The 22,435-nt window shown below is 63.3% G+C and carries 22 protein-coding genes; 15 read left to right on the top strand and 7 right to left on the bottom strand.

Annotation, left to right across the window (positions count from 1 at the left end):
- Positions 1-135: 135 nt before the first annotated feature.
- Together PATSB16_RS07545 and mug are read left to right on the top strand one after the other, a co-directional pair.
- Positions 136-1,107 carry a GlxA family transcriptional regulator gene (locus PATSB16_RS07545; RefSeq protein WP_047213516.1) on the top strand — a complete coding sequence of 324 codons (972 nt, stop codon included), beginning with the start codon at positions 136-138 and terminating at the stop codon, positions 1,105-1,107.
- 47 nt (positions 1,108-1,154) lie between these two features.
- A complete protein-coding gene (gene mug, locus PATSB16_RS07540; protein ID WP_047216367.1) occupies positions 1,155-1,688 on the top strand; it encodes a G/U mismatch-specific DNA glycosylase in 534 nt (177 codons plus the stop codon).
- On the opposite strand, the gene PATSB16_RS07535 is transcribed toward mug, so the two are convergent.
- A complete protein-coding gene (locus tag PATSB16_RS07535) occupies positions 1,649-2,575 on the bottom strand; it encodes a LysR family transcriptional regulator (RefSeq protein WP_047213514.1) in 927 nt (308 codons plus the stop codon). The genes mug and PATSB16_RS07535 overlap by 40 nt on opposite strands.
- Positions 2,576-3,023: 448 nt before the next feature.
- Here PATSB16_RS07535 and PATSB16_RS07530 point away from each other — a divergent pair, with 448 nt between their 5' ends.
- The 4 genes from PATSB16_RS07530 to PATSB16_RS07515 all read left to right on the top strand — a co-directional run bounded on the left by PATSB16_RS07530 (position 3,024) and on the right by PATSB16_RS07515 (position 8,089).
- On the top strand, positions 3,024-3,698 hold the full coding sequence (locus PATSB16_RS07530; RefSeq protein ID WP_047213513.1) for an antibiotic biosynthesis monooxygenase family protein: 675 nt from the start codon (positions 3,024-3,026) through the stop codon (positions 3,696-3,698).
- Positions 3,699-3,904: 206 nt separating this feature from the next.
- Positions 3,905-5,449: an MFS transporter gene (locus PATSB16_RS07525; RefSeq protein ID WP_047216366.1), complete on the top strand. Its 1,545-nt coding sequence runs from the start codon at positions 3,905-3,907 to the stop codon at positions 5,447-5,449.
- Positions 5,450-5,462: 13 nt separating this feature from the next.
- Positions 5,463-6,554 (top strand): HlyD family secretion protein, encoded by a 1,092-nt coding sequence (locus PATSB16_RS07520; protein WP_047213512.1) that lies wholly within the window; start codon positions 5,463-5,465, stop codon positions 6,552-6,554.
- Positions 6,551-8,089, top strand: coding sequence for an efflux transporter outer membrane subunit (locus PATSB16_RS07515; RefSeq protein ID WP_047213510.1), 1,539 nt, complete (start codon positions 6,551-6,553; stop codon positions 8,087-8,089). The genes PATSB16_RS07520 and PATSB16_RS07515 overlap by 4 nt, the downstream gene beginning before the upstream one ends.
- Before the next feature lie 292 nt (positions 8,090-8,381).
- Here the strand turns inward: PATSB16_RS07515 and PATSB16_RS07510 are convergent, their stop codons facing one another.
- Entirely contained in the window at positions 8,382-9,266 is an 885-nt protein-coding gene (locus PATSB16_RS07510) for a LysR family transcriptional regulator (protein ID WP_047213509.1), read from the bottom strand.
- Positions 9,267-9,392: 126 nt separating this feature from the next.
- Between PATSB16_RS07510 and argC the strand changes: the two genes are divergently transcribed.
- Positions 9,393-10,322: an N-acetyl-gamma-glutamyl-phosphate reductase gene (gene argC / locus PATSB16_RS07505; protein WP_047213508.1), complete on the top strand. Its 930-nt coding sequence runs from the start codon at positions 9,393-9,395 to the stop codon at positions 10,320-10,322.
- A 74-nt stretch (positions 10,323-10,396) separates the two neighbouring features.
- Here argC and PATSB16_RS07500 read toward each other — a convergent pair whose 3' ends face one another.
- A complete protein-coding gene (locus PATSB16_RS07500) occupies positions 10,397-10,780 on the bottom strand; it encodes a cupin domain-containing protein (protein WP_047213507.1) in 384 nt (127 codons plus the stop codon).
- A gap of 188 nt (positions 10,781-10,968) precedes the next feature.
- On the opposite strand from PATSB16_RS07500, the gene PATSB16_RS07495 reads away from it, so the two are divergent.
- The gene (locus PATSB16_RS07495) at positions 10,969-11,790 is read left to right on the top strand and encodes a LysR family transcriptional regulator (protein WP_047216365.1); all 822 of its coding nucleotides are present in this window, start codon (positions 10,969-10,971) and stop codon (positions 11,788-11,790) included.
- A 57-nt stretch (positions 11,791-11,847) separates the two neighbouring features.
- Here PATSB16_RS07495 and ltrA read toward each other — a convergent pair whose 3' ends face one another.
- Positions 11,848-13,254 carry a group II intron reverse transcriptase/maturase gene (gene ltrA / locus PATSB16_RS07490; RefSeq protein WP_052892611.1) on the bottom strand — a complete coding sequence of 469 codons (1,407 nt, stop codon included), beginning with the start codon at positions 13,252-13,254 and terminating at the stop codon, positions 11,848-11,850.
- A gap of 707 nt (positions 13,255-13,961) precedes the next feature.
- Between ltrA and PATSB16_RS07485 the strand changes: the two genes are divergently transcribed.
- The gene (locus PATSB16_RS07485; protein ID WP_052892610.1) at positions 13,962-14,198 is read left to right on the top strand and encodes a DUF6566 family protein; all 237 of its coding nucleotides are present in this window, start codon (positions 13,962-13,964) and stop codon (positions 14,196-14,198) included.
- Positions 14,199-14,279: 81 nt separating this feature from the next.
- Here the strand turns inward: PATSB16_RS07485 and PATSB16_RS07480 are convergent, their stop codons facing one another.
- Entirely contained in the window at positions 14,280-15,245 is a 966-nt protein-coding gene (locus PATSB16_RS07480; protein WP_083566719.1) for a DMT family transporter, read from the bottom strand.
- Positions 15,246-15,330: 85 nt separating this feature from the next.
- Here PATSB16_RS07480 and PATSB16_RS07475 point away from each other — a divergent pair, with 85 nt between their 5' ends.
- Complete coding sequence (locus tag PATSB16_RS07475; protein WP_047213504.1) at positions 15,331-16,200, top strand: LysR family transcriptional regulator; 870 nt, start codon at positions 15,331-15,333, stop codon at positions 16,198-16,200.
- Between the two features lie 177 nt (positions 16,201-16,377).
- Here PATSB16_RS07475 and PATSB16_RS07470 read toward each other — a convergent pair whose 3' ends face one another.
- On the bottom strand, positions 16,378-16,836 hold the full coding sequence (locus PATSB16_RS07470) for a hypothetical protein (protein WP_156884650.1): 459 nt from the start codon (positions 16,834-16,836) through the stop codon (positions 16,378-16,380).
- Positions 16,837-17,332: 496 nt separating this feature from the next.
- Between PATSB16_RS07470 and PATSB16_RS07465 the strand changes: the two genes are divergently transcribed.
- Together PATSB16_RS07465 and PATSB16_RS07460 are read left to right on the top strand one after the other, a co-directional pair.
- Positions 17,333-17,743, top strand: coding sequence for a VOC family protein (locus PATSB16_RS07465; RefSeq protein ID WP_047213502.1), 411 nt, complete (start codon positions 17,333-17,335; stop codon positions 17,741-17,743).
- A 107-nt stretch (positions 17,744-17,850) separates the two neighbouring features.
- Entirely contained in the window at positions 17,851-18,279 is a 429-nt protein-coding gene (locus PATSB16_RS07460; protein WP_047213501.1) for a YciI family protein, read from the top strand.
- An 884-nt stretch (positions 18,280-19,163) separates the two neighbouring features.
- On the opposite strand, the gene PATSB16_RS07450 is transcribed toward PATSB16_RS07460, so the two are convergent.
- Positions 19,164-20,072, bottom strand: a complete 909-nt coding sequence (locus tag PATSB16_RS07450; protein WP_047213498.1) for a LysR family transcriptional regulator — start codon at positions 20,070-20,072, stop codon at positions 19,164-19,166.
- 119 nt (positions 20,073-20,191) lie between these two features.
- Here PATSB16_RS07450 and PATSB16_RS07445 point away from each other — a divergent pair, with 119 nt between their 5' ends.
- The 3 genes from PATSB16_RS07445 (at position 20,192) to PATSB16_RS07435 (ending at position 22,334) form a co-directional block, all read left to right on the top strand.
- Positions 20,192-20,581: a hypothetical protein gene (locus PATSB16_RS07445; RefSeq protein ID WP_047213496.1), complete on the top strand. Its 390-nt coding sequence runs from the start codon at positions 20,192-20,194 to the stop codon at positions 20,579-20,581.
- An 82-nt stretch (positions 20,582-20,663) separates the two neighbouring features.
- A complete protein-coding gene (locus tag PATSB16_RS07440; protein WP_047213495.1) occupies positions 20,664-21,674 on the top strand; it encodes a zinc-dependent alcohol dehydrogenase family protein in 1,011 nt (336 codons plus the stop codon).
- Between the two features lie 261 nt (positions 21,675-21,935).
- Complete coding sequence (locus PATSB16_RS07435) at positions 21,936-22,334, top strand: hypothetical protein (protein ID WP_047213493.1); 399 nt, start codon at positions 21,936-21,938, stop codon at positions 22,332-22,334.
- Positions 22,335-22,435: the final 101 nt, after the last annotated feature.

The following is a 22,435-nucleotide window of genomic DNA, read 5'->3' as shown; positions in this document are numbered from 1 at the left end:
CCGAATATGAGGTTTCACCGCGCGGTGATTCGGCTAAACTGGCTCAACGCTGCTTGCCGCGGTCGATCGTGCCAATTCAATATGCCACGATGAAGCGCTGCCGAGCGCAGCGCTCATACTTATGAAGGTTACGGCATGAAAGTCGCCCTTGTTGCATTCGACGGTGTACAGGCACTCGATGTTGCAGGCCCACTGGACGTATTCGCGGAAGCCAACAGCTCCCTTGCTGAATCTCAGAGATACCAAGTCTGCCTGGTGGGTCGCCAGGCCGGCAGCGTGAGCTGCTCGAACGGCATGCAACTGTCCGTGCAGTTCGGCTATGCGGAACCCGATGTTCAATATGATTTGATATTGGTGGCAGGCGGACCGCACTTGCCCGACGTACAACCACCGAGCGATTTTCTGGCATGGCTGCGGCGCCAGGCGCAGGGCGCCGCGCGCTTTGGCTCGGTTTGCAACGGCACGTTTTTGCTCGGCCACGCTGGGTTGCTCGACGGCAAAAAAGTGACGACCCACTGGGCGGTGGCGAGTCGCCTGGCCGAAGAGTTTCCCCTGGCATGTGTGCAACCCGACAGCATCTTCATCCGCGACGGGCGCCTCTTCACCTCCGCCGGGGTAACGGCCGGCATCGATCTTTGTTTGTCGCTCGTGTCCGAAGATTGGGGACACGAGATGGCGGTGCGCATCGCCAAACAACTGGTCGTCTACATTCGGCGCGAAGGCGGGCAGTCCCAGTACAGTCCGTTTCTCGCGGCCGGCCAGGAGAGCGACCCAATCGTCGGCAAAGTGCACCAATATGTGCGCGACCACATAGCCGATACGCTGTCGATCGAGCAGTTGGCGAGTGCCGTTTCGGTGAGCCGCCGAACATTTTCGCGGATGTTTGCAAAGTATGCCAAGGTGACGCCATCCACGTTCGTTGAGCAGATCCGCGTCGATACCGCCAGGAAGTTGCTCGAGGATTCCGACGCTCCGCTCAAGACCGTCGCGTTCCAATGCGGCTTCCATAACGCCACCCACATGCGCATGACGTTCTCCCGACGGCTCAACGTGACGCCGCAGCAATACCGCCAACGGTTCCGGGGCGAAGCCGGCGCACCAGCGTGAGCGCGTCGCGGCGCCAGCCGACTGGCGGGCCAGTGCGCCTGCCCGCCGTGGCAGACCCCACCGATTCGACTCAAGCGCTGCCCGATATTCTCGCGCCGGGCTTGTCGGTGGTCTTTTGCGGCATCAATCCGAGCCTCGGCGCAGCTTCGACGGGCCATCACTTCGCCAATGGCCGCAACCGATTCTGGCGGGCCATTCACCTGGCGGGTTTTTCTCCCGGGCAGATTCGCCCGGAAGACGACCGCACGCTGCTTCAATACGGTTGCGGCCTGACAACTGCGCTGGCGCGCCCAACCGCGCGCGCCCGCGAGCTCTCGCGCGAGGAGCTTGCGGCCGCCGCTGTCGCCCTCGAGCGAAAGATCGAACTGTACGCGCCTTGCTGCCTGGCCTTCCTTGGCAAGATGGCACTAGCTGCCATGACCGGCGCGCAGCATCTCGCGTGGGGGCCGCAAGCCAGCCCGTTCGGGGGCGCACACACCTGGGTCCTGCCGAACCCAAGCGGCCTGAACCGTGCCTTCAATCTCGATTCCCTGGTGATTGCCTATAGGGAACTTCGCGCGGCCGTTGCTTCGATATCCTGAAGGTTTTGGCGAAGCGTCTCGCTCACGAATTCGACGAAGGCCCGAATCTTGCCGCTTGCGCCACGCCGCTCCACGTGCAGCAGGCTCACCGGAATCGGCTCGGGCTCGAAAGCCGAGAGCACGGGCCTGAGGCTGCCGTCGCGCACCTCAGGCGCCGCCTGATACGACAACAACTGCGTTATGCCGACGCCGTCGACGGCGGCCAGCACGGCCGCCGGAATCAGGTCTACGATCATCCGCGGCCGCAGTCGCACCGGCACTCTCGCGCCGCGCTCACTGAACACCCACTCGAGCGGCAACGAAACGCCGGTGCAGGACACGCAGTCATGGCCAAGCAAATCCTTGGGACGAACAGGCTCCCCTCGCGCGGCCAGATAGGCAGGTGCGCCGTACGCGCGACGCCGCACGAAACCCAGCGGCACCGCAAATATCGATGAGTCTCCGAGATGGCCAATGCGAATGGCGATATCCACGCCTTCTTCCAGTAACCGCGTGGGGCGATCGACGTACACCGCGTTGACGTCGACATCCTGATAACGCAGCACAAAAGCATTCACTAACGGCGCGACATATCGCTGGCCAAACAGTACCGGTGCCGAAATCGTCAGGGTACCCACCGGATTAAGCTGGTCGGCCGCGATATTCGCCTCGGCGTCAGTGATCACATCCAATACCTTGCGGCATGCATCCAGGTAGGCCATGCCCGCATCGGTCGCCCGCACCGTGCGCGTGGTGCGTGCCAACAACTGCACGCCGATACTGGCCTCCAGCGAATTGATCGCGCGCGAGACCGCCGCAGTCGACAAGCCGAGCTTGTTTGACGCGCCGGTGAAACCGCCTTGATCGACGACCGCGACAAAGATCTCCATCTCGCGCAATTTGTCCATGATGACTCCCTGTTTGATCGCCCGACGTCGCTCGTCGCAATCGGGGCGTGATCTGCGGCTTGAGGCTCATGCGTGTTGCCGACTGGCTCACCGGAAAGCCTAAAACCCTACGGCCGTCGCCGATCGCTTTGGATCCGGCGGCACGAGGCCGCCCCGTACGCCCTGTTATATCAGCGAATTTCTCGTCATTTCATCGGTGTTATTACCACCTTGGAAAAAGACTCTTTCAGCTTACGACGGTTGTCGGGGCCGTTGCAATTGCCTTGGCAAAATTCATTCACTCATTGGCCCAAAACCCGACCTGGTAACGCTTTAGGAAACACGCCCCGTCTCGGATAATCAATTCACGCCCCGCGTGGCCTCGACAACCTGCGGAGCCAGCCGGCGACGCGCGTGCCACGCGTCTTCCACATCACGTCGTCAAGATCAGCCAACCGGAGAGTCCGCCATGTTCACCGCCATGCTTGAAGTCAAACCGATCCCCGAACAGTTCAATGCCTACCTTGCCATGGCAAAGTTACTGCGCCCGGAATTGGAACAGATCGATGGGTTCATCGACAACAACCGTTATGCCAGCCTCACACGCGACGGATGGCTCCTCTCGCTATCGAGTTGGCGCGACGAGAAGGCGCTGGTGCGCTGGCGCACCAGCACGAAGCACCATCACGTGCAACAAGCAGCGCGCGATCGCGTGTTTTCCGACTATCACCTGCGCATCGGGCAAGTCGTCACGGATACCGATCTACCCGCTGGACAGGTCTTGCAGGAGCAGCGCTTGGACGTCACCCAGGTGGGTGCCGGCACCGCCGTGACGCTGATCGAGGCAAAAGTCGCGGCTGACCAGCCGCGGCAAGCGGGTGCCGCAGCGCTCGCAAACTCGCTTGGCCTCGCCCTGGATGCGCCAGGCTTGGTCGCTTGGGATGCATTCGACGCGCTGCTCACGCCAGGCGACGTCATCGTGCTGGCAACGTGGCGCGATCGCGACGCCGCCGAAGTGTTCGAACGCGCCGCGACAACGCCACAGCATGCCCGCGTACGACAGGTTCGCATCATCCGAGAGTACGGCATGTTCGACCGTCGCGAAGCGCCCCAATATTTTGCGGACGTGCCGGCCGCAGCGTGAGGCCCAACCATGCCGATAGTGAATCGAACGTCTCGAACGGGTGTGCTGCGTCGGCAATGCAAGAACACCCGCTCCTTCCCAAACGCACGTAATCCGCGGGCCTTATGAGCAACGGTAATTCTTCAGTCATTAGCCCGAGCCGAACGACAACGATGCCGACCTCGCCGACCTCGCCGTCCGCGCCGTTCCGGGAGACGGCCGCGTCAATGCGCCCCAAGGCCGGAGCGGCGACCGGGTACGCCACACTGTCGCTACCGGTAGCCATCGGCCTGATGGGAATGCTGCTCGCCTCCCTGCTGGCGATAGTCAACGAGCATGTCACCGCATCGGCACTGGTCGATATCCAGGGAGCGTTGTCGATCGGCCACGACGACGGGACCTGGCTTAGCGCGCTGTTCGAGGCGGGCAACGTTGCCACGATGGTGTTTGCCCCGTGGTTCGGCATTACCTTCACGCTCAAGCGCTTCACGATCGGCGCCGTGCTCGTCACCATGTGCCTCGGGGTCTTATGCCCGCTCGCGCCGAACCTACCCGTGCTTTATGCATTGCGTATCCTGCAAGGCATCGCTGGCGGGTGCCTGCCGCCGATGCTGATCATCGTGGCGCTGCGCTACCTCCCGCCGAAGATCAAGCTGTACGGTCTGGCCGGATACGCGCTCACTGCAACGGTCGGGCCGGCACTCGGCACGCCGCTCGCGGCGTTGTGGATCGAGTATGTCAATTGGCGCATGACCTTTCTGCAAGTCGTGCCGCTTGGCGTGGTGAGTTGTATCGCGATCCATTGGGGGCTTCCGTCGGATCCACTCAAGCTCGAACGCTTCCGGTCATTCAACTGGACTGGCTTGGTGACCGGATTTCCAGCTATCGCGATGCTGGTCGTCGGCCTGCTGCAAGGCGACCGTCTCGACTGGCTGAATTCCGACTTCATCCGTGTGATGCTCCTGGGCGGAACGCTGTTGCTTGCGGTGTTTCTCGTCAACGAATGGTTTCACCCGCATCGCTTCTTCATGCTGCAAATGCTGTCCCGCCGGAACTTCACGCACGGGCTGCTGACTTTGGCCGGCGCGGTGGTCCTGTTAGTGGGCTTGGCCGCTATACCGGGGCATTATCTCGTCGAGGTTCATGGCTACCGGCCGCTACAGGCAGCGCCCCTGTCGCTGCTGGTGGCGATCCCCCTGTTAGTCACACTGCCCCTCACGGCCGCCGTGCTGAACCTGCGATCGGTCGACCGTCGCTGGATCCTGGCCGGTGGGCTGGGCTTGATGGCGACGACCTGCCTGCTTGGCAGTTGTATGACCTCGGCGTGGATTCGCGACAACTTCTACCTGCTGCAGTCCCTGCAGATCGCAGCTCAGCCGATGGTGATCATGTCGATCCTGATGGGCGTCACGACAGGCTTGCCGCCAATTGAAGGGCCGTTCGCCTCGGCGATGTTCAACTCTCTCAAGACGTTCTCCGCAGCCGTGGCAACCGCGTTCATAGAAGGCATGGGTACCGAGCGGGAGCGGTTTCATTCGAACGTGCTGGTAGACCATTTAGGCAACAACCCACTCATCGCAAGCCGAGGCATCGGCGCGGCGCATGGACTTGGCCAACTCGCCCAACGCGTCCACGAGCAGGCCCTGGTACTGACTTCGGCGGATCTGTATCGCGTGATGGGCGGTCTGGCCGTCGCCCTGCTGTTGCTCGTGACGGTGCTACCTGTGCGCATCTATCCGCCGTGGATTGCCACGCAACCCCATTCCCATTGAGGGCCCCCCATTCATGTCAAGTGTCACCCGTTTGTCTCCCAAGACTATCCCCATTGCCGCGGCGGTCGCCGCGCTCGGCTTTGCTGCCTGGGGCTGCGCGGCGTTGTTTGCCACCCCGCATACCGAATCGACCAACGATGCTTACGTACAGGCCGATTTCACACTCGTGGCACCGCGCGTAGCCGGTCAAATTTCGCAAGTGCTGGTCAACGACAACCAGACGGTGAAGGCCGGCCAGTTGCTGGTTCGCATCGATGACCGTGACTTCCGCGCCGCCTTACTGATTGCGCAGGCGAACGTGGCAGCGGCCAAAGCGGCGGTTGCCAACGACGACGCCGAGATCGCGCAGCAGCCATCGCACGTCGCGCAAGCGCGCGCGACGTTGCGCTCCGATCAGGCCAGCATCGCGTTCGCGCGCGCCAACGCCTCTCGCTACCAGAACCTTTCGGAAACCGGTGCGGGCACCGCACAGGAGCAGCAGCGCGCCTCGAGCGCGCTGGCCAAGCAACTCGCGCGCCAGGCGCGCGACCATGCCGCGTTGACAGCAACCTTGCAGAACCTCGCCGTTCTGCAAGCCCGGCGCGCCAAGGCGGTGGCCGCATTGGCGCGCTCCCAGGCAGCGCTCATGCAGGCCCAACTCAACTTGTCCTATACGGAGATCCGTGCCCCGCTCGACGGAAAGGTGGGGCGCCGCTCGGCGCGGGTGGGCGCCTTCGTCACGGCGGGCGCGCCGTTGCTCGCGGTCGTCCCGCTCGCGAAAGCCTACGTGGTTGCCAACTTCCAGGAAAACCAGATTGCTCGGGTACAGCGGGGCGCCATCGCGCGCATCACCATCGACAGCCTGCCAGGCGTAGTGATTCGCGGCCATGTCAATAGCCTTGCGCCCGCCACCGGCGTGAGCTTTGCGCCGATCGCGCCCGATAACGCCACCGGCAACTTCACGAAAATCGTGCAGCGCGTACCTGTCAAGATCACCATCGATCCCGGACAACGGGCTGCGTCTGCATTGAGCGTCGGGCTTTCCGTTGAAACCGAGGTAGTCACCGGCCCACATCACGATCGGCCGGTCATGGGCAATGGCATGCACGGAGCTGACAGGACATGAGCACGAGCGAATTCTCTTTGCGCGCGACAGTGCTTGCGCTATTGGCCAGTCTCGCGATCACGGGTTGTACCTTGGGGCCGAACTTCGTGCGTCCGCGCGCCGCCACGCCCACCACCTTTAATCGCGTCGCATCGGCGCATGCCGCGAGCAAGCCCGTCGAGTCCAAATTCAATGTGCGGTGGTGGACGCTGCTTGACGATCCACTACTTGACTCGCTGGAGAAGCAACTGGCCGATGCGAACCTCGACGTCGCCGCGGCGTCGGCGCGCCTGCGGCAAAGCCGCGCCCAGCAAATCGTAGCCGGCGCGGTTTCCTATCCAACATTGGCCGGCGCCGCCTCGTACGAGCGCGAGCGGGGCAGCGAAAACGGCATTTTGTCGCTGCTTGGCGTCACGCCGTCGCAAACGCAACCACAATCCGCCTCGGGCAGCGCGCCACTCGGCGTGTCGTCGATGCCGGGCTCCAAAGGGTCGCCTGCCTATAACCTGTACCAGTCCGGCTTCGACGCGTCGTGGGAAATCGACATTTGGGGCCGGAACCGGCGCGGAGTCGAAGCCGCCACGGCCCTCGCGCAAGCAGCTTACGAAAACCGCAACGCGGTTTTATCGTCTGCCCGCGCCGAGCTCGCGCGCGACTATATTGAATTGCGCGAGACTCAGGCATTGCTCCGCATCGCGGGCCAGAACCTGCGAGTGGCCCGCGAGACCGTCAAGCTCACGCGAATTCGCGTGAGCGACGGGGTGACGACGGAGCTGGACGTCGCCAACGCATCCTCCCAGTCCGCTTCGATCAAAAGCCTGATACCGACGCTCAAATCGCATTGCGAGACCATCATCAACGCGATTGGCGTGTTACTGGGGCGCGAGCCAGGCGCGCTGCGTCAAACGCTCGCACCGCAGCGCGAGATACCGCAACTTCCTCGCCAATTACCCATCGGTTTTGCATCGGAGGTGGTGAGGCGCCGACCCGATATCAGAATGGCCGAGGCCAAGCTGCACGCTGCCACGGCGTTGATCGGCGTTGCCAAAGCCGACTTCTACCCCAACATCTCGTTGAACGGCAGCGCAGGTTTCCAAAGCCTTCAGCTCTCGAATCTCGGCAGTTGGGCATCCGGTCAGTTCGTCGTCGGGCCATCGATCTCACTGCCAATCTTCGAGGGCGGGCGCCTCACAGGCATGCTCCACCTGCGCCAGGCACAACAGCAGGAAGCTGCGATCAACTACCAGCATACCGTGCTCACGGCGTGGCAGGAGGTCGACGATGCGCTCGTCGTCTACGAGGCCGAACAGCACCGGCGCGACCGCCTCGCCGAAGTGGTGGCCCTGAGCCAGCGTGCGCTTGCCATCGCGCAGCAGCGATACAAGGCCGGCGCGGCCGACTTTCTCAACGTGCTCACCGCGCAGAAGCGACTCCTCGCGGCGCAAAGCAGGCTGGCACGGAGCAAAGCCACGGCCGACACGAATCTCGTCACGCTTTGCAAGGCGCTCGGCGGCGGGTCGGAAGCGACGTATGGCAAGGCGTACGCGGCGCGTTGATGCAGCGTGCGGGCGGCCCGTATTGCCATTCGCAAGGCAGGCCAAGCGTATGGCTTTCGGCGGACCATCGGCGCGCACAGCGCCGTCAAGGCATCATATGATCCTTGTCGATGAGCCATCTGTATCGCCCCTCCCGACGCATCCGATGCCAGGCTGACCGACTTGCCAGCCAGAGCGCGCTGGCGGACCAGGAGGTGATCTGCGCAGCGTCTTTCAAGCGCTGTGCGCACACCTACCCCGCCTCCTGGCGACATCCCGCCAGGAAGCGGTCCAAAACAGCCGACAATGATTGCTACCCCAACCGCTGTTTCCACAGCACATCGAGTACGTGCTGCGTCGAACGCTCGACGCCTGCGGCACGATGCGCGATGCCAAGGCGGCGCCATAACGAGGGGCGCAACGGTCGCATCACGATGCGCGGGTCGGGTGTGGGCGTGGTGGACTCATGGGGCAGCAGCGCCGCGCCGTACCCGGCCGCGACCAGACTCTTGATGGCATCGTTGTAGTTGAGCTGGATTCGCGGCATCGGATGATGGCCGGCCGCGGCGAACCATTCCGTGGTCAGGCGCGACAGACGCGTGGTCGCGTCATTCAGAATCAGCGGCTGAGCGGCGAGCCACTCGGGCGTCGCGCGTGCCGGCGAGCGCCAGTGCGCCGGCACGAACGCCATCACCGGGTCGCGCCGCCAGGGTTTGATGGCCAGACCGGCTACCGGGGGTTGAGGCAGCGCGACCAGTCCGACGTCGAGCGTGCCGTCGGCAAGCCGCGCAAGCGTCTCATGCGAGGTTAGCACCGCTACCTGCACGTCGATCGCGGGATGCTGCTCGCGTAACTCGTCGAGCGCCTGTGGCAGCAGATGCGCGATCGCCCCGGTCGACGCGCCAAGCCGCACGCGCCCCGCCAGGCCCATCACCTGGCGTTGCACGTCGTCCATGGCCTGCGCCGCGTCGGCAAGCAAGCGGCGCGCACGCTCGACCAGCGCTTCGCCGATGGCCGTCGGCCGCACTTGCCCGCGCTTGCGTGACAGCAGTTGCGCCCCGATGCGTTCCTCCAGTTCGGCGATATGCAGGCTCACGGTCGGCGGCGCCAGGTGCAGGTTGCGTGCCGCATCGGCAAAGGAGCCGCCATCGGCAATGGCGACCAGGGTACGCAGGCGGTCGAGGCTGATCTCTCGCATGTCGGAGTGTCAATTCAGAAAAACTGAATTTCATGATTATGAAATTCGACTTTTTCTATTCTATAGCTTTCCGCACAATGGGAGCTCTCCCTTTCTGTTACCGCCAGTCAACGGGGTCTTCCACGCATGAACCTGCCACTCGTTTTCATCGACGGCGACCAGGGCACCACCGGGTTGCAAATCCACCAACGGTTGCGCGAGCGCACCGACCTGAAACTGCTTACGTTGCCCGTGACCGAACGCAAGGATCCGCGGCGGCGCGCCGAAGCCCTCAATGCCTGCGACATCACCATCCTGTGCCTGCCCGACGCGGCGGCACGCGAGGCGGTAGACCTCATCGTCAATCCGGCTGTCAGGGTCATCGACGCCAGTTCCGCGCACCGCACGCATCCCGATTGGACCTATGGCTTTCCTGAAATGATGCCCGGCCAGGCGCGGCACATTGCAGTGGCACACCGGGTGACCAATCCCGGTTGCTATCCGACCGGCGCGATTGGTTTGCTGCGCCCGCTGCTGCAAGCCGGCCTCATCCCTGGTCAATACCCGATCAGCATTCACGCTGTGTCGGGCTATTCCGGCGGCGGGCGGGCCGCGGTCGAAACCTACGAGGGGCGGGACGCCGCCAATGCGTCGCCGTATCAGGTCTATGGCCTGGGGCTTGCGCACAAGCATGTTCCGGAGATTCAGCAGCACGCCGGGCTCGTGCAGCGGCCCATTTTCGTGCCGGCCTATGGCGCGTTCCGCCAGGGCATCGTATTGACCATACCGCTGGCGCTGCGGCAGTTGGCGCCCGGCACGGACGCCGCGGCGCTGCATGCCTGTCTGGCGCGGCACTACGCCGGCGCGCCCCACGTGCAAGTTCAGTCGCTGGAGGAGTCCAGTGCCCTGACGCACCTTGACCCGTGCGCGCTGAACGGCACCGACGACCTGCGCCTCGATGTGCTTGCCAACCAGGAGCACGGGCATGTGCTACTGAGCGCGGTTTTCGACAATCTCGGCAAAGGCGCGTCCGGGGCCGCCGCGCAGAACCTGGATTTGATGCTTGGCCGGCTATAGGCTCATTGGTCTGCGCTGGCAGGCAGGAGCCCTGCCCTCACCATCGGCGCGCGAGACCGGCCATCGCAGCGCGCTTAACGCAACTGCTCTTCGAGCGTACGGGTCTGCGGCGATTCGACATTTCCCGTATGTTTGGTCTGCACGGGCTCGATCAGGACGACCCAGCACTCATCCTCGGCGACGGGATGGTGCAGCGTGCCGCGCGGCACCACGTGCATCGAACCCGCCGGCAGATCGACTGCACGCCCGTTTTCATATTCGATCCTCAGATGCCCGCGCACGATGTAGAACAATTCGTCCTCGTGCTCGTGGTCGTGCCACACAAGCTCCCCGCGCACCTTCGCGATTTTTACGTATTGATCGTTGACCTGCGCGACGACCTTGGGCGACCAGTAGTCCGAGACGCCGGCGAAAGCCGCCTCGAGATCGAAAGACTCGGCAAACGGATGTGAAGTCATGCTTGTCTCCAACTCGGAACGAGAGACGTGGCGCGCAGTGCCGGGCTTCTCCGTCGCCATCGCGACAATTGCCGGCAGCCGGGCCACGGATGCCCTTTCGGGAAGATCAGTGCTGGATTGTACGGAGTGCCGGCACATCGCAAAAGATAATAATTTTTATGTCGTACATTACGCGGCATAATGTGTCGATGAACCGAAACCTCGATCTCGATCTGATCCGTACATTCGTCGCCGTGGCTGATAGCGGCAGCATGACGGTCGCGGCGAACCTGCTGCATATGACGCAAGGCGCCGTCAGCCAGCAGATAAAGCGCCTCGAAGACCTACTGGGCTGCGAACTGTTCGTGCGCCAGACGCGCAAGGTGGGGCTGTCGCGCCGAGGCGAGCAGTTTCTCGCCAATGCGCGCCGGCTGCTGCGGCTCAACGATGAAATCTGGGCCGAGATGACCGCCCAGCCACTGCGCGGAGCCCTGCGCGTGGGTGTGCCTCACGATCTCGTCACGCAGCTCACGCCCGCGATGAAGGCGTTCACCGAGGCACATCCGCAAGTCGATATTTCGCTGGTGTGCGCCACCTCGTCTGAACTGCAGGAAGCGATCGACGGCGGCCGCCTGGACGTCTCGCTGGTGGAATGCGTCGCCAGCGAAGCCGATGGCGAAGTGCTTCGCATCGAGTCCCTGGTATGGGTCAAGGGGCGCGACAGCAACGCGTGGCAAAAGCGGCCTTTGCCGCTGTCGATGGTCGACGAACGCTGCGTGTTCCGTCCGATCGTGCTCGAGGCACTGACCAACGCGGGCATTGCCTGGCGCAGCGTGTTCGAGAACGGCAACATCGAAGCAACCGCGGCAACCGTGCGCGCGGGCCTCGCGCTCACCGCCTGGCTCGGCTCCACCCTGCCGGCCGACGTGGAGCCGCTCACGCCCAAGGCGAGCGGCCTGCCCGCGCTGCCGCAGTTCGCGATCTGCCAGCGATTGCCCGCGACGGTTCAACCGGCCGATCGGGTCGGGTGAGGAGTTACCCCCTCAGCCCGCCCACACCACCGTACGTGCGGCTCCGCATACGGCGGTTCAGTTGATACGCTGAAGGCGATCCACAGTAGCGCGGATCGAGATCAGTCCCCGCACCTCGAAATAGGCGTTGGGTAATGCTTGCTTCAGGTGGTGGGACCCGGCATTCCACCAGGGGCCACGCCCGTTGACGCTGGATTTCCATGCCCGGTCGGGGCGCAGCCCCAGCTCAAGCAGTCGGCGCTCCCGCGTGCGGGGCCGCTTCCACTGCCGCCAGAGCAGACAGCGTAAGCGTCGACGCAGCCATCCGTCCAAGTCTTCCATCCGCCGTCGCTGGTCGTTCAAGCGGAAGTATGTAGCCCAACCGCGCAGCAGCGGGTTGAGCGCTTGGATCGTGTGTGCCAGGGACCACCCGCGTCCCTGACGCAGCAGCGCACGCACCCGATCAACCAATCGCTTGATGCTCTCGGGTGCGACGCGGATGTGCGCCTGGCCCTGCCGTACCGCTACCCGGTAACCCAGGAATTTGCGGGTACTTGGCGGGGCCACCGCGCTCTTGGCCTCGTTCACGCGCAGCTTCAAGGCCCTCTCGAGATAGACCCTGATGCTCGCCATGACCCGGCGTCCCGCCGTTTTGCTGCCGACATAGATGTTGCAGTCGTCCGCGTATCGGCAGAACGCCAGACCCCGGCTCTCCAGTTTCCGATCCAAGTCGCTCAGCAAGATGTTGGACAGCAGGGGCGAGAGCGGTCCGCCTTGTGGCGTGCCTTCCGTGCGCTCCTGGATCAGCCCTTCGGCCATCATCCCCGCTTCCAGGAAGCGACGAATCAGCTTCAGCACTGTTCTGTCTTGCACATGCCGCGCAACTCGGGCCATCAGCACGTCGTGGTTGACCCGATCGAAGAACTTCTCCAAGTCGATGTCCACCACCCAATGCTGACCACCTTGGACATGAGCTTGCGCTTGACGCACAGCATCCAGCGCGCTCTTGCCCGGCCGGAAACCGAAACTACTTGCCGAGAACGTCGGCTCGAAGATCGGTTGTAGCACTTGATGTATTGCCTGCTGGATGAGCCGATCTACCACGGTCGGCACCCCGAGCGTGCGCACCCCGCCCGTCGGCTTGGGAATGTCCACTCGGCGCACGGCTCGTGGAATATACGTCCCGTCCAGCAGCGCTTGCCTCACACTCGGCCAGTGCATCTTGAGCCAGTCGCCCAGGTCCTCCGTGTTCAGGCCATCTACCCCAGCCGAGCCTTTGTTCCTCAGCACTCGCCGATACGCCAGCCGCATGTTCGCGCGATCCACGACTCGCGCCATCAGCGAGTCGTCCTCCGATTTCGTTCGCCCGTCTGTCGCCGCGCCCGTCTCCGCACCCCGAACACTATCCTGCGGCTTCCGGCCGCCCCTCGTGTCCGTGGCCCCTGTTGCCAGGGCTTCTGCCTCTGTAACCGGCGTCGAGATCATCCGTCCTACTCTCGGTATCCTCTGTTCGGGCCTTCGGCCTCGGTGCTCATCGGCTCGCCACCTTCGCCTCGACCTACTATGCCCTCTGCTGACTTCTGTTCGCGCATCCCGTCGCCTTGCGACGCCGGTAGCCGGGTCGCCCCAGCACCCGAACAGATCTCCCCGGGTATTGCGCACACACTTTCACGCTTATGCCTGTCGGATCTACGTGACCAGCGTCGGTGCAAGTTTCGGGCTTCGGAGATTACGGCCTCCTTACCCAGCCGCCACGCCTCATATCCGCTTCCTGTTCGTCAGGCCAGCGCTTTGCCATCCGGCTTCCTTCAGACCTCCAGTCGCCCGGAGAACCCTTGCCTTTGGCTAACCCTTCCCCTTGCCGGGCGGGTAGAGGACTTTCACCTCCTAGTGGGTGCGCCATGCCGGGCGCACCGCAAGAATTCGCGCGCTATGCACGCGAATCGATATCGAACGGCGCCGGGGTTCGCCGAGCAAGGGCGGTGGCGAGGACGGCGTGACGTAAAGTGTTCACGCGCCCTGCTCGGACGACGCGTGGGCGCCATCGGGCTCGCGAAGGAAGCGACAATTGCCTGGCTTAGGCACTAAACTTCAAGGTACCCGTTACTCTTTTCCGCGCACCGCACGTGGCGATGCCGACTCGCGCTTGCGCGAGCCCGTGCTATTGCGCGGCTTTGCTATTGGAGCCGATCATGCAGATGCATTCCTTGATGCACAAGGGTTACGAAATCAACGTGCAACCCGAGCAAACCGGGCTTGGCGTGTGGCGGACCAAGGTCAGCGTGCGCAGTGCGGACGGCGAAGTAGCGGAAGTTCGCCCGGAGGCGGTTCAGCCAGAATGGCTGACCGAGGCCGAAGCGGTGCGGGACGGCATCGAACGGGGCATGCATTCCATCGAGCGCGAGTTGGCGCCAGACGACGAGACTTGACCCGGCCACTGCGCGACTGGCGGCGCTTACGCCGATCAATCCGGGCAGCATTGATTGGATCTTACTCTTTGCGCAGCGTGATCAGGCCCCGTTTATTTCATTCGGCTCGGTGCCGCCAGGCCGCGTTCGCGATACTGCGCGGGCCCGTTCGGCAGACAGGATTGCCACCGACATCAATACGATTCCCATCAGTTGCAGACTGCTCAAATGCCGCCCGAAGTAGAGCCGGTCAACGACGATCGCGACCGCCGGATAGACGAATTGAAACAACGCGATGCGGCCGGTGCTCATGCGCGCCATGCCACCATATATCAACGTATAGGCCAAACCTGTGTGGATGGTGCCGAGCCCGGCAAGCCACAGCCACGCAGTGCCCAACGCGGGCCAGCCGTGCTGCATCGGCCAGACCCACAATGTCAGCGTGCCGATCGCGCATTGCCACCAGGCGAGAATACCCGCCGGCAACTCGCGCAAACGCCAGGCGATAATCGTTACCCAGGCCATGCAGAACGCGCCCACCACGCAGAAGGCAACCCCGAGCCAATAACCTTGCCGAACGTCACCGCTTGCCTGGTGCTCGGCGATTCCCGTCGCCAGCACAAGGCCAACCATCGCCGCCGAGACCGCGCCAATACGCCGCCGGCCAATCGGCTCCCCCAGGACCAGGGCGCCCAACACCAGCACCCACATCTGCTGGAACTGAAACAGCACGATTGCGACCCCCGCCGATATTCGCTCGATGGCGGAAAAGAACAGGCCCCAGCTCACCACCATCAAGGAACCTGCGGCCAACACCCAGGGTGCGCTCGCTCGCGTCAGTCGAAGAAATCTGGTCTGGCGGCGCGATATCACCCAAAGCGTCAGGCCGATCAGGCCGAACGCACAGCGAAACCACGTTACCGTCAACGGATCGGCATTGGCATTTTTCACAAAGATGCCGATCGTGCCAAGCAGCGCGCAACCCAGGACGAACGGCCATATGCCGCTCGACGAGCGGGTCGTCACGAAGCCGGCGGTTGCATCCTGGATGGGCTCGCTGGTATTCATGCATCCAGTGTGCGCCGCCATTGATCCAACGAAAAGCGCATAATTCAGCGACTATCCATTCGAAAATCGAAAGCGGGTAAAAGCGATGAAACAGGGCGATTTGCAGACAGATTGGCTAAGATGCTTCGTCGCCGTGGTCGATGCGGGCTCTCTGTCGGGCGCCACGGGCGAGGTACATCGGTCACAGTCGGCAGTAAGCATGCAGCTCAAAAAGCTCGAGAGCGCCCTCGGACTGCGGCTCATCGAGCGCGGCTCACGCACGCTCGCCCTCACCCAAGATGGCCAGACGCTGCTCGGCTACGCGCGTCGCATTCTCGACTTGCATGCGCAAGCGCAGCTTGCACTGCACGGCGAGCAACTCACCGGGCGGGTGAGGCTCGGCGTGCCCGACGACTATGCGGGGAGTTATCTGACGCCGGTGCTCAAGCGGTTCGCACCGCGGTACAGCGGTGTCGAAATCGAGCTGATCTGCGAGCAATCCACCTCGCTCATCCCGCGCGTGGCGAGCGGCGAACTGGACATCGCGCTGGTCTCGCGCGATCACGCACGGCGCGGCACCCTGCTGTTTCACGAGCCCATGGTCTGGGTCGGCGCGGCGCAGTTCGAGCTGTGGCGACGCGATCCGATACCGATCGCCGTCTACGAAAGCGCGAGTCTGGCGCGACGCAGCGCAATTCATTCGCTCGCGCAGCAGGGCCGTCGGTACAAAGTGGTCTACAACAGCTCCAGTCTTGCCGGGCAAATCGCGGCAGTCGAAAGCGGGTTGGCGGTGGCCGCGCTCACGCAGTGCAGCACGCCCGGGCATCTGCGGATTCTGGGCCGCGACGAAGGCCTTGGGCCGCTCGAACCGATGGAAGTGGCGGTCTACAGAAGCCGCGATTCGCGTGGCTCGAAGGCCGTCGATAGCCTGCACGATTTGCTGGCCAGGACGTTACGCCAGTCGGCATCGGCCTGAGGCTTGTCGCGTTCGCTGGTGGCCGGCACGTGAAGCGCGCCGATACGGACGCCGGGCGGCAAAGGCAAGCCCGCTCGACCTCGACTATGTTGCGCCTGGCAGAACCCCAGCTCCGCTGGTCGGGATCCAGGCGGTCACTCGAATGTTTGCGAAGCGAGATGGGATGGACGCATCGGATCAACCGGGGTTGGTCCAATTCAATCTTGCGACGAGCGGCTTGGGGTGCGCCTTGGTCTTGACGTAGACGGTGATTCTGTAGCGCCCCGGCCTGCTCATGTCGAAGGTTTCGCTGTAATCAGGCACTCCGCTGGTGACGCGAGGCACCAGCTTTTTTTCCTGCACTTGCCGGTTCGGGCCCCGAACATCGGCGCTGACCTCGGCGTCGGCAACCTTCGCTCCGGTTTTTTTGTCGGTGAGGCTCACCACCAAATGATGGTCGCTACCCGCCTTGCCAAGGTTCGGGTGCGAGGTCGATTCTTCCGGAAAGTGTTGGGCCCACTGGGCGACCACCACGCCGATGTTGACGTGCAAGCCGTCAATGCTCTTCTGTTGTTGTGCGCGGGCTGCGGGCGTTGCCAAAGTCAACGCCGTCAACAGCGCGGCGCCCAACCCGAAGCGTCGCATGAAAATATTCATGATCGTGTCCGTCCATTTTTCCGTCTGAATCGGGATGCCATCATTGAATACCCTGGGCGCTTCACCGTGCTTGACCAAAGTCAAATTCCGGCCCGATTCCCTGGGTTAAGCCCGAAGCAAAAGCGCAACAGGCACTCCGTAAGGATATGGCCGCGAACCTCCGCAACCGTTACGCTTTGGCGCCACGAATAGCCTGGCCGCAAATCTGGCGCACTGTTCCGGCAGCATTCCGAACAGATCGACGATATTTTTCGGACGTGCGATCTGCTGCGCTGCATAGGGCTGATCGGAGCAAACAGTCGAATAGCCATGGTCTTGGGTGCCCCTGGGTCGTCGTCGCAAGTCGAACGGCCCTGTGGTACCAGGAACGGACGACGCTTCAGAGCCCGCCCCCGCCGCTCGCCACACAATCGCCCCGCGGCGGAACGCCGCCCTTTGCACATATCCGGTGCACGGAGAACAATGCCCCTGAGAATCTCTTCCGAGGTCGCGCGACATGGCTAGATTTCAGCCGGATGGTTGGCATACCGTTACGCCCCGAATCGTCGTCCGGGATCCGGGAAACCTGATCACATTCCTCAAGATGGTGTTTCGGGCACAAGGCGAATGCCACCACGGGCTGCCTGCCGAAATCATGATCGGCGATTCCATCGTGATGGTTAGCGGCGCAGACCGCCTCCGTGAACCGATGCCGGCGTTTCTGTATGTCTACGTCGAGGACGCCGATTCGACCTTTCATCGAGCGATCGCGGCGAATGCGGTCTCGCTCGAAGTCCCGGCCGATATGCCCTACGGCGACAGGCGAGCGATGGTAAGAGATCCGTGGGGAAACACATGGCAGATTGCCACCCATCACCGCGACCTTTCGGTTGCCGAGATCCGGTCAAGATTGGCCAACGGTGGATAGACCGGTATCAGGAGCGCCGGAGCGATGGAGTGTCTCGACCAAGGACGAGTCTGTCGAAACGGGACGCCGTCGTTCGTCATATAAGGTAACCACTTTAGGAGACTGTCATGCCCCGTTATATGATCCAGGTTCGCGCCACCGCAATGAGCGAAGCCGGCGAGTTCCCTGATGACCCTACGCTCGTGCCGCGCATGATGGCCTTCCACGACGAGATGGCCAAGGCCGGCGTGCTGCTCGATGGCGCCGGCCTGCAGCCCAGCAGTCAGGGGTTTCGCGTGCAATACGATGCCGCCGGTGAGGTACTCGTCACGGACGGCCCGTTCGTCGAGACAAAGGAGCTGATTGCCGGCTACACGCTGATCGAGGTGCGCTCACGCAACGAAGCGCTGGCCTGGGCGCGGCGCTTTCCGGCGCCATTTCCTGGCCAGCCTTGTTGCATCGAAGTACGCCCGCTGATGGGTGGCATCGACCTGCCGCCGGAAGACGCCGAGCGCATCATCCGCGACCAGCTGGCCACCATCAAGCACGGCGGATGACGTGCCCCGTCGAGGCTGTCTGGCGTCTGGAGGCAAGACGCCTGACCGGGGCTCTGCTGCGCGCGGGCGCTGACTTGGCGTTGGCTGAAAACTGCGTGCGCCGCCACGCTCAGTTCGCGCTTGAGTGGGGGATGATTGGCACCACCGCGTACATCCGATGAGCGTCTCGCGAACGCACAGGCGCGATTCGCGGTCATCTTGGTCGATGCCGGGTACCCATGCCCGCAGTAATGAACACCGCAGTAGCTTCACCCTCGACATCCGCCGTATGCCACGTCCCAGGCTGGTTCACCGCATACTGCCCGGGCCTCAGCGTGACGCTCGACGTTGTTCCGTCTGGCTGCTCCTGGTGCAATGTCATTCGTCCTCCGGTACAGAGCACGACCTCGCTGCCATGAGGATGCATCTCCCACGTTGTCCAGGATTCGGCGAATGAGTGCATGCTGACCAGACGTCCTTCGATGCCGTCCTTCGCGTGACGAGCCTCATAGGCCGAGTACCAGTCCATTGAGCCGGTAAACGTCGGCTCCACGGAGGCGGTCGCGCCAAGCCCGAGATGCAGAGGGTGTTGGGTCAACTCATACGCAGACATCTGGTGCGCTCCATCGGATATAGTCGATCCGGGCGGCGAAAACAACGCCTCGGCGTCTCGGCGTGCCGCCCAAATGCTGAATTTGCGAATTCGCCATCCGGCCGGGCAACTCGCGTCGGATGTCGGCAAAGTTAGCACACTCGCCACGGGCGCACCGAACGCAGCGCATCGCCGCAACCCCGGAATACGCCGGGTCGCTCGGGCGTGTCACGCGGCGACGCCCTCACGGACAAGCGTTCCGGCAACGGGAGTCGTTCGGCGTCATCATTCCGAACATCGTGGCCGTCGCTCGCTATCTGCGCCCTCCCCAGTATGCCGTCGCAATGTCGATGAAAGCCCGCAGCTTCGGCTGCGTCTGGCTTCGAACCGGAAAATAGAGAAACAGGCCGGCTTTGGTCGGCAGGTGCGGCGCAAGAACTTCCTCGAGTGCACCGGATTCGATGTCGTCTTTCACGAGGCAGTCGACGGTATAGGCAAGACCCAGCCCCAGCCTGGCGAACTCGACCATCCCGAGATGGTCGTTGACGACGATTCCACCGGGCGCATCGAGCGAGTATTCGCCGCCGCGCCGCAGGAATTGCCAGCGATAAATCGTGTGCGCCGATGGAAAACGATAGCGGACGCACTCGTGCTGCATCAAATCCTTCGGCGAGCGTGGGCGGCCGCGCGCCGCGAAATAGGCGGGCGATCCGACTACGACCCAGCGAAAGTCGGGCGTCAGCCGGACCGCGACCATATCGCGCTCGACAAACTCCTCGATGCGAATCCCCGCATCGAACTGCGCGGTAGACAGATCGACCGTGGCGTCGTTGACGTCAATTTCGACCGTCACATCAGGGTAAAGCCGCCGGAATTCGGGCAGGATGCGCGCGATTATCAATTCCATGGCAATCCGCGGCACGGACAGGCGCAGATTGCCGGCCGGACGCTCGCGCAAGGCGTCGAGCGCGCCCAAAGCCTCATTGATTTCGACGGCTGCCGGCGCCAGCCGGCTCATCAGTCGGGATCCTGCCTCGGTCAAGGAAACACTGCGCGTCGTGCGCAGAAACAATGGCAATCCGATGCGCGTCTCGAGCGAGCGAATGGCCTGGCTGACCGCGGACGGCGTGACGCCCAGCTCGGCCCCGGCCGCGCGGAAACTCGCATGCCTGGCAACCGCCAGAAACTCGGCAAGGCCCGTGAATTCGTTGGTATGGGTCATCGCTGTATTGTTAAGAAAATCTAATCAAGCCATTCTTATCATATCAATTTATTTTTCTATTTGGCCCTGCCATCATAACTGCCAAGGCGGCCGTTGCCGCCATTTTGAGGAGAGTTGCCATGATCGATCCGCAGGAACTTGCCAACCGGTATGTGGAGGTTTGGAACGAGCGTAACGCCGAGCTGCGGCGACGGCAGATCGCGGCGCTGTGGGTGGCCAACGGCACCCATTATGTGGGCACGCGCGAGGCCCGTGGCTACGAGGAACTCGAGCAGCGGATTATCGGGTCGCACGAGAAAAACGTCGCGCTGGCGGGCAACCGCTTCCGGGCGGTCAGGGACGCGTGCGCGCTGCGCGACGTTGTCACTTTCCACTGGGAGATGCTGGCGGGTCACGATGACACGGTACTGGCCGTCGGACTTGAATTCCTGATGCTCGACACCGATGGGCGCATCGTCACCGACTACCAATTCGTGCCCGGCCAGGCGCAGCCGTCGTCACATGGTTGACCGGCACCAGCCTGCCGTCGACGTGGGTCCGCGCCGGCAAATGACCATATCCGTGGCCGCCTGAACCGAGGAGAAAAAATCCATGAAAAGCTATCACGCCAGCCTGGGTGCCGGCATCGCTGGAATCAGCGTTCGCGAGCGTCAAAGGCCCGCGCCAGGCCCCGGCGAGGTGCTCATCCGCATCCACGCCTGTGCCCTCAATGCCCGTGAATTGATGATCCTGCGCGGGTATTACACGCTGCCCGTCAAGCCCGACGTCGTACTTTTGGCCGACGGGGCCGGCGAGATCATTGACGTCGGCACCGGCGTGGTGCGCCACAAGGTCGGCGACCGCGTCGCCGGCTCAGTGTTTCCGCGTTGGATCGACGGCCGATTCAGCCTGGATGTCGCCGCGCAAATTGGCGGCTCGCTCGATGGGATGCTCGCGGAATTCGTCGTGGCAAACGAGGATGCGGTGGTGCGCATTCCGGACCACCTGTCGTTCGAGCAGGCGGCGACGCTGCCCTGCGCCGGCGTGACCGCGTGGAACGCGCTGACCGGGCTTCGTCCACCGTCGCCTGGCGACACCGTGCTGACGCTCGGATCCGGATCGGTGTCGCTGTTCGCGCTCGCGTTCGCCAAAATGCACGGCGCACGGGTGATCGCCACGACCTCCAGCGACGCCAAGGCCGAACGCCTGCGTCGCCTGGGGGCCGACGCAGTCCTCAACTACAGGGCCGATCCGCAATGGCATGCGGCGGTCCGCGAATTGACCGGCGGCCGCGGCGTCGATCATGTCATCGAAGTGGGCGGCGGCGGCACGCTTGAGAAGTCACTGAAATCGGTAGCGATCGAGGGCCAGATCGCGATCGTCGGCTGGCTTGCCAACCAGACCACGACAATCGATGTTCGTGCGATCGCTGGCAGCGTAGCCACCATGCGCCGCGTTGCGGTCGGCAGTCGCGCCCAATTCGAAGCGATGAACCGCGCGATCTCGGCTCACCTCACGGCGCCAGTGATCGATCGCGTCTTCGACTTCGCCGACACGCTGTCGGCATTCCGCTATTTCGAGGCAGGCAACACCTTCGGCAAGGTGGTGGTGCGGCTCGCCTGATCAGCGTGGTCACTCACCCCCTTGATGGCACGCCACGCCGCCGGGCTCACTGCCCCACCTCATCGGCCAGCCGACACAGTTCGTGCCTTGGACCCTGTATTCTCAATGCGTCGACTATTTCGGCTTGCTGAACGATGCCGGTTCGCTTTACACCCCGTTACACACGTCACTACCCGGTATCACCCGGCGCGCATCGGCGCGGCTAGACTGCATTTCATCGACCCGCCCGATCGTCTGGCGGGCCAGTGACCGGGAGTCGGTATGAAAAAAGCAAATTGTTTTGTGGCGGCCGCGCTGGCCGCGCTGGCCGCGATGGCGGCGTTTGCGATGAATGCGCAGGCGCGCGAGAACATTGGCATGAGCAGCGGCATGCAGGCCGGCGTCACCGCCGGCCCAGTGCGCACGGGCGGCGATATTCAGGTCAGTCCCAACCAGCGCTCGGCCGACCGGCGCGTGGCGCCGCCGCATGAAATGGCGCAGCGGCATGACATCCGGCGTGCGCCGATGACGCGTGATCGCGCGCGTTACCGTACCTCTGACCACGAGATGCATCGCTCAATCGTGCGGCATCACGAAGTAAAGCGTTCGGTGCGGCGCGATATTCGGCGCGACGTGCAACACGAGGCGCATGAGCGCACGTCTCGGAACCGCTCGATGTGAGCCCGGGAGGTGATGGCTTGTTGCGATGGCGGCGGCCGGTGCGCATCGCCATCGGCCGCCGTGGCGGTGTGGTACGGCAACGGCCGACGATGCGAGCCGCG

Origin of the sequence: Pandoraea thiooxydans, assembly GCF_001931675.1 — a bacterium.
In the GTDB taxonomy this organism is placed as follows: domain Bacteria; phylum Pseudomonadota; class Gammaproteobacteria; order Burkholderiales; family Burkholderiaceae; genus Pandoraea; species Pandoraea thiooxydans.
This window is presented reverse-complemented; position numbering and strand designations above follow the sequence as displayed.

Bases quoted from the DNA above. Each gene is read 5' to 3' on its own strand.
- argC (WP_047213508.1), top strand. From the start codon at position 9,393: ATGAACCTGCCACTCGTTTTCATCGACGGCGACCAGGGCACCACCGGG.
- ltrA (WP_052892611.1), bottom strand. From the start codon at position 13,254: ATGATCTCGACGCCGGTTACAGAGGCAGAAGCCCTGGCAACAGGGGCC.
- PATSB16_RS07470 (WP_156884650.1), bottom strand. From the start codon at position 16,836: ATGAATATTTTCATGCGACGCTTCGGGTTGGGCGCCGCGCTGTTGACG.
- PATSB16_RS07475 (WP_047213504.1), top strand. From the start codon at position 15,331: ATGAAACAGGGCGATTTGCAGACAGATTGGCTAAGATGCTTCGTCGCC.
- PATSB16_RS07515 (WP_047213510.1), top strand. From the start codon at position 6,551: ATGAGCACGAGCGAATTCTCTTTGCGCGCGACAGTGCTTGCGCTATTG.
- PATSB16_RS07495 (WP_047216365.1), top strand. From the start codon at position 10,969: ATGAACCGAAACCTCGATCTCGATCTGATCCGTACATTCGTCGCCGTG.
- PATSB16_RS07435 (WP_047213493.1), top strand. From the start codon at position 21,936: ATGAAAAAAGCAAATTGTTTTGTGGCGGCCGCGCTGGCCGCGCTGGCC.
- PATSB16_RS07535 (WP_047213514.1), bottom strand. From the start codon at position 2,575: ATGGACAAATTGCGCGAGATGGAGATCTTTGTCGCGGTCGTCGATCAA.
- PATSB16_RS07500 (WP_047213507.1), bottom strand. From the start codon at position 10,780: ATGACTTCACATCCGTTTGCCGAGTCTTTCGATCTCGAGGCGGCTTTC.
- PATSB16_RS07450 (WP_047213498.1), bottom strand. From the start codon at position 20,072: ATGACCCATACCAACGAATTCACGGGCCTTGCCGAGTTTCTGGCGGTT.
- PATSB16_RS07545 (WP_047213516.1), top strand. From the start codon at position 136: ATGAAAGTCGCCCTTGTTGCATTCGACGGTGTACAGGCACTCGATGTT.
- PATSB16_RS07525 (WP_047216366.1), top strand. From the start codon at position 3,905: ATGCGCCCCAAGGCCGGAGCGGCGACCGGGTACGCCACACTGTCGCTA.
- PATSB16_RS07520 (WP_047213512.1), top strand. From the start codon at position 5,463: ATGTCAAGTGTCACCCGTTTGTCTCCCAAGACTATCCCCATTGCCGCG.
- PATSB16_RS07465 (WP_047213502.1), top strand. From the start codon at position 17,333: ATGGCTAGATTTCAGCCGGATGGTTGGCATACCGTTACGCCCCGAATC.
- PATSB16_RS07530 (WP_047213513.1), top strand. From the start codon at position 3,024: ATGTTCACCGCCATGCTTGAAGTCAAACCGATCCCCGAACAGTTCAAT.
- PATSB16_RS07480 (WP_083566719.1), bottom strand. From the start codon at position 15,245: ATGAATACCAGCGAGCCCATCCAGGATGCAACCGCCGGCTTCGTGACG.
- PATSB16_RS07445 (WP_047213496.1), top strand. From the start codon at position 20,192: ATGATCGATCCGCAGGAACTTGCCAACCGGTATGTGGAGGTTTGGAAC.
- PATSB16_RS07510 (WP_047213509.1), bottom strand. From the start codon at position 9,266: ATGCGAGAGATCAGCCTCGACCGCCTGCGTACCCTGGTCGCCATTGCC.
- PATSB16_RS07485 (WP_052892610.1), top strand. From the start codon at position 13,962: ATGCAGATGCATTCCTTGATGCACAAGGGTTACGAAATCAACGTGCAA.
- PATSB16_RS07460 (WP_047213501.1), top strand. From the start codon at position 17,851: ATGCCCCGTTATATGATCCAGGTTCGCGCCACCGCAATGAGCGAAGCC.
- PATSB16_RS07440 (WP_047213495.1), top strand. From the start codon at position 20,664: ATGAAAAGCTATCACGCCAGCCTGGGTGCCGGCATCGCTGGAATCAGC.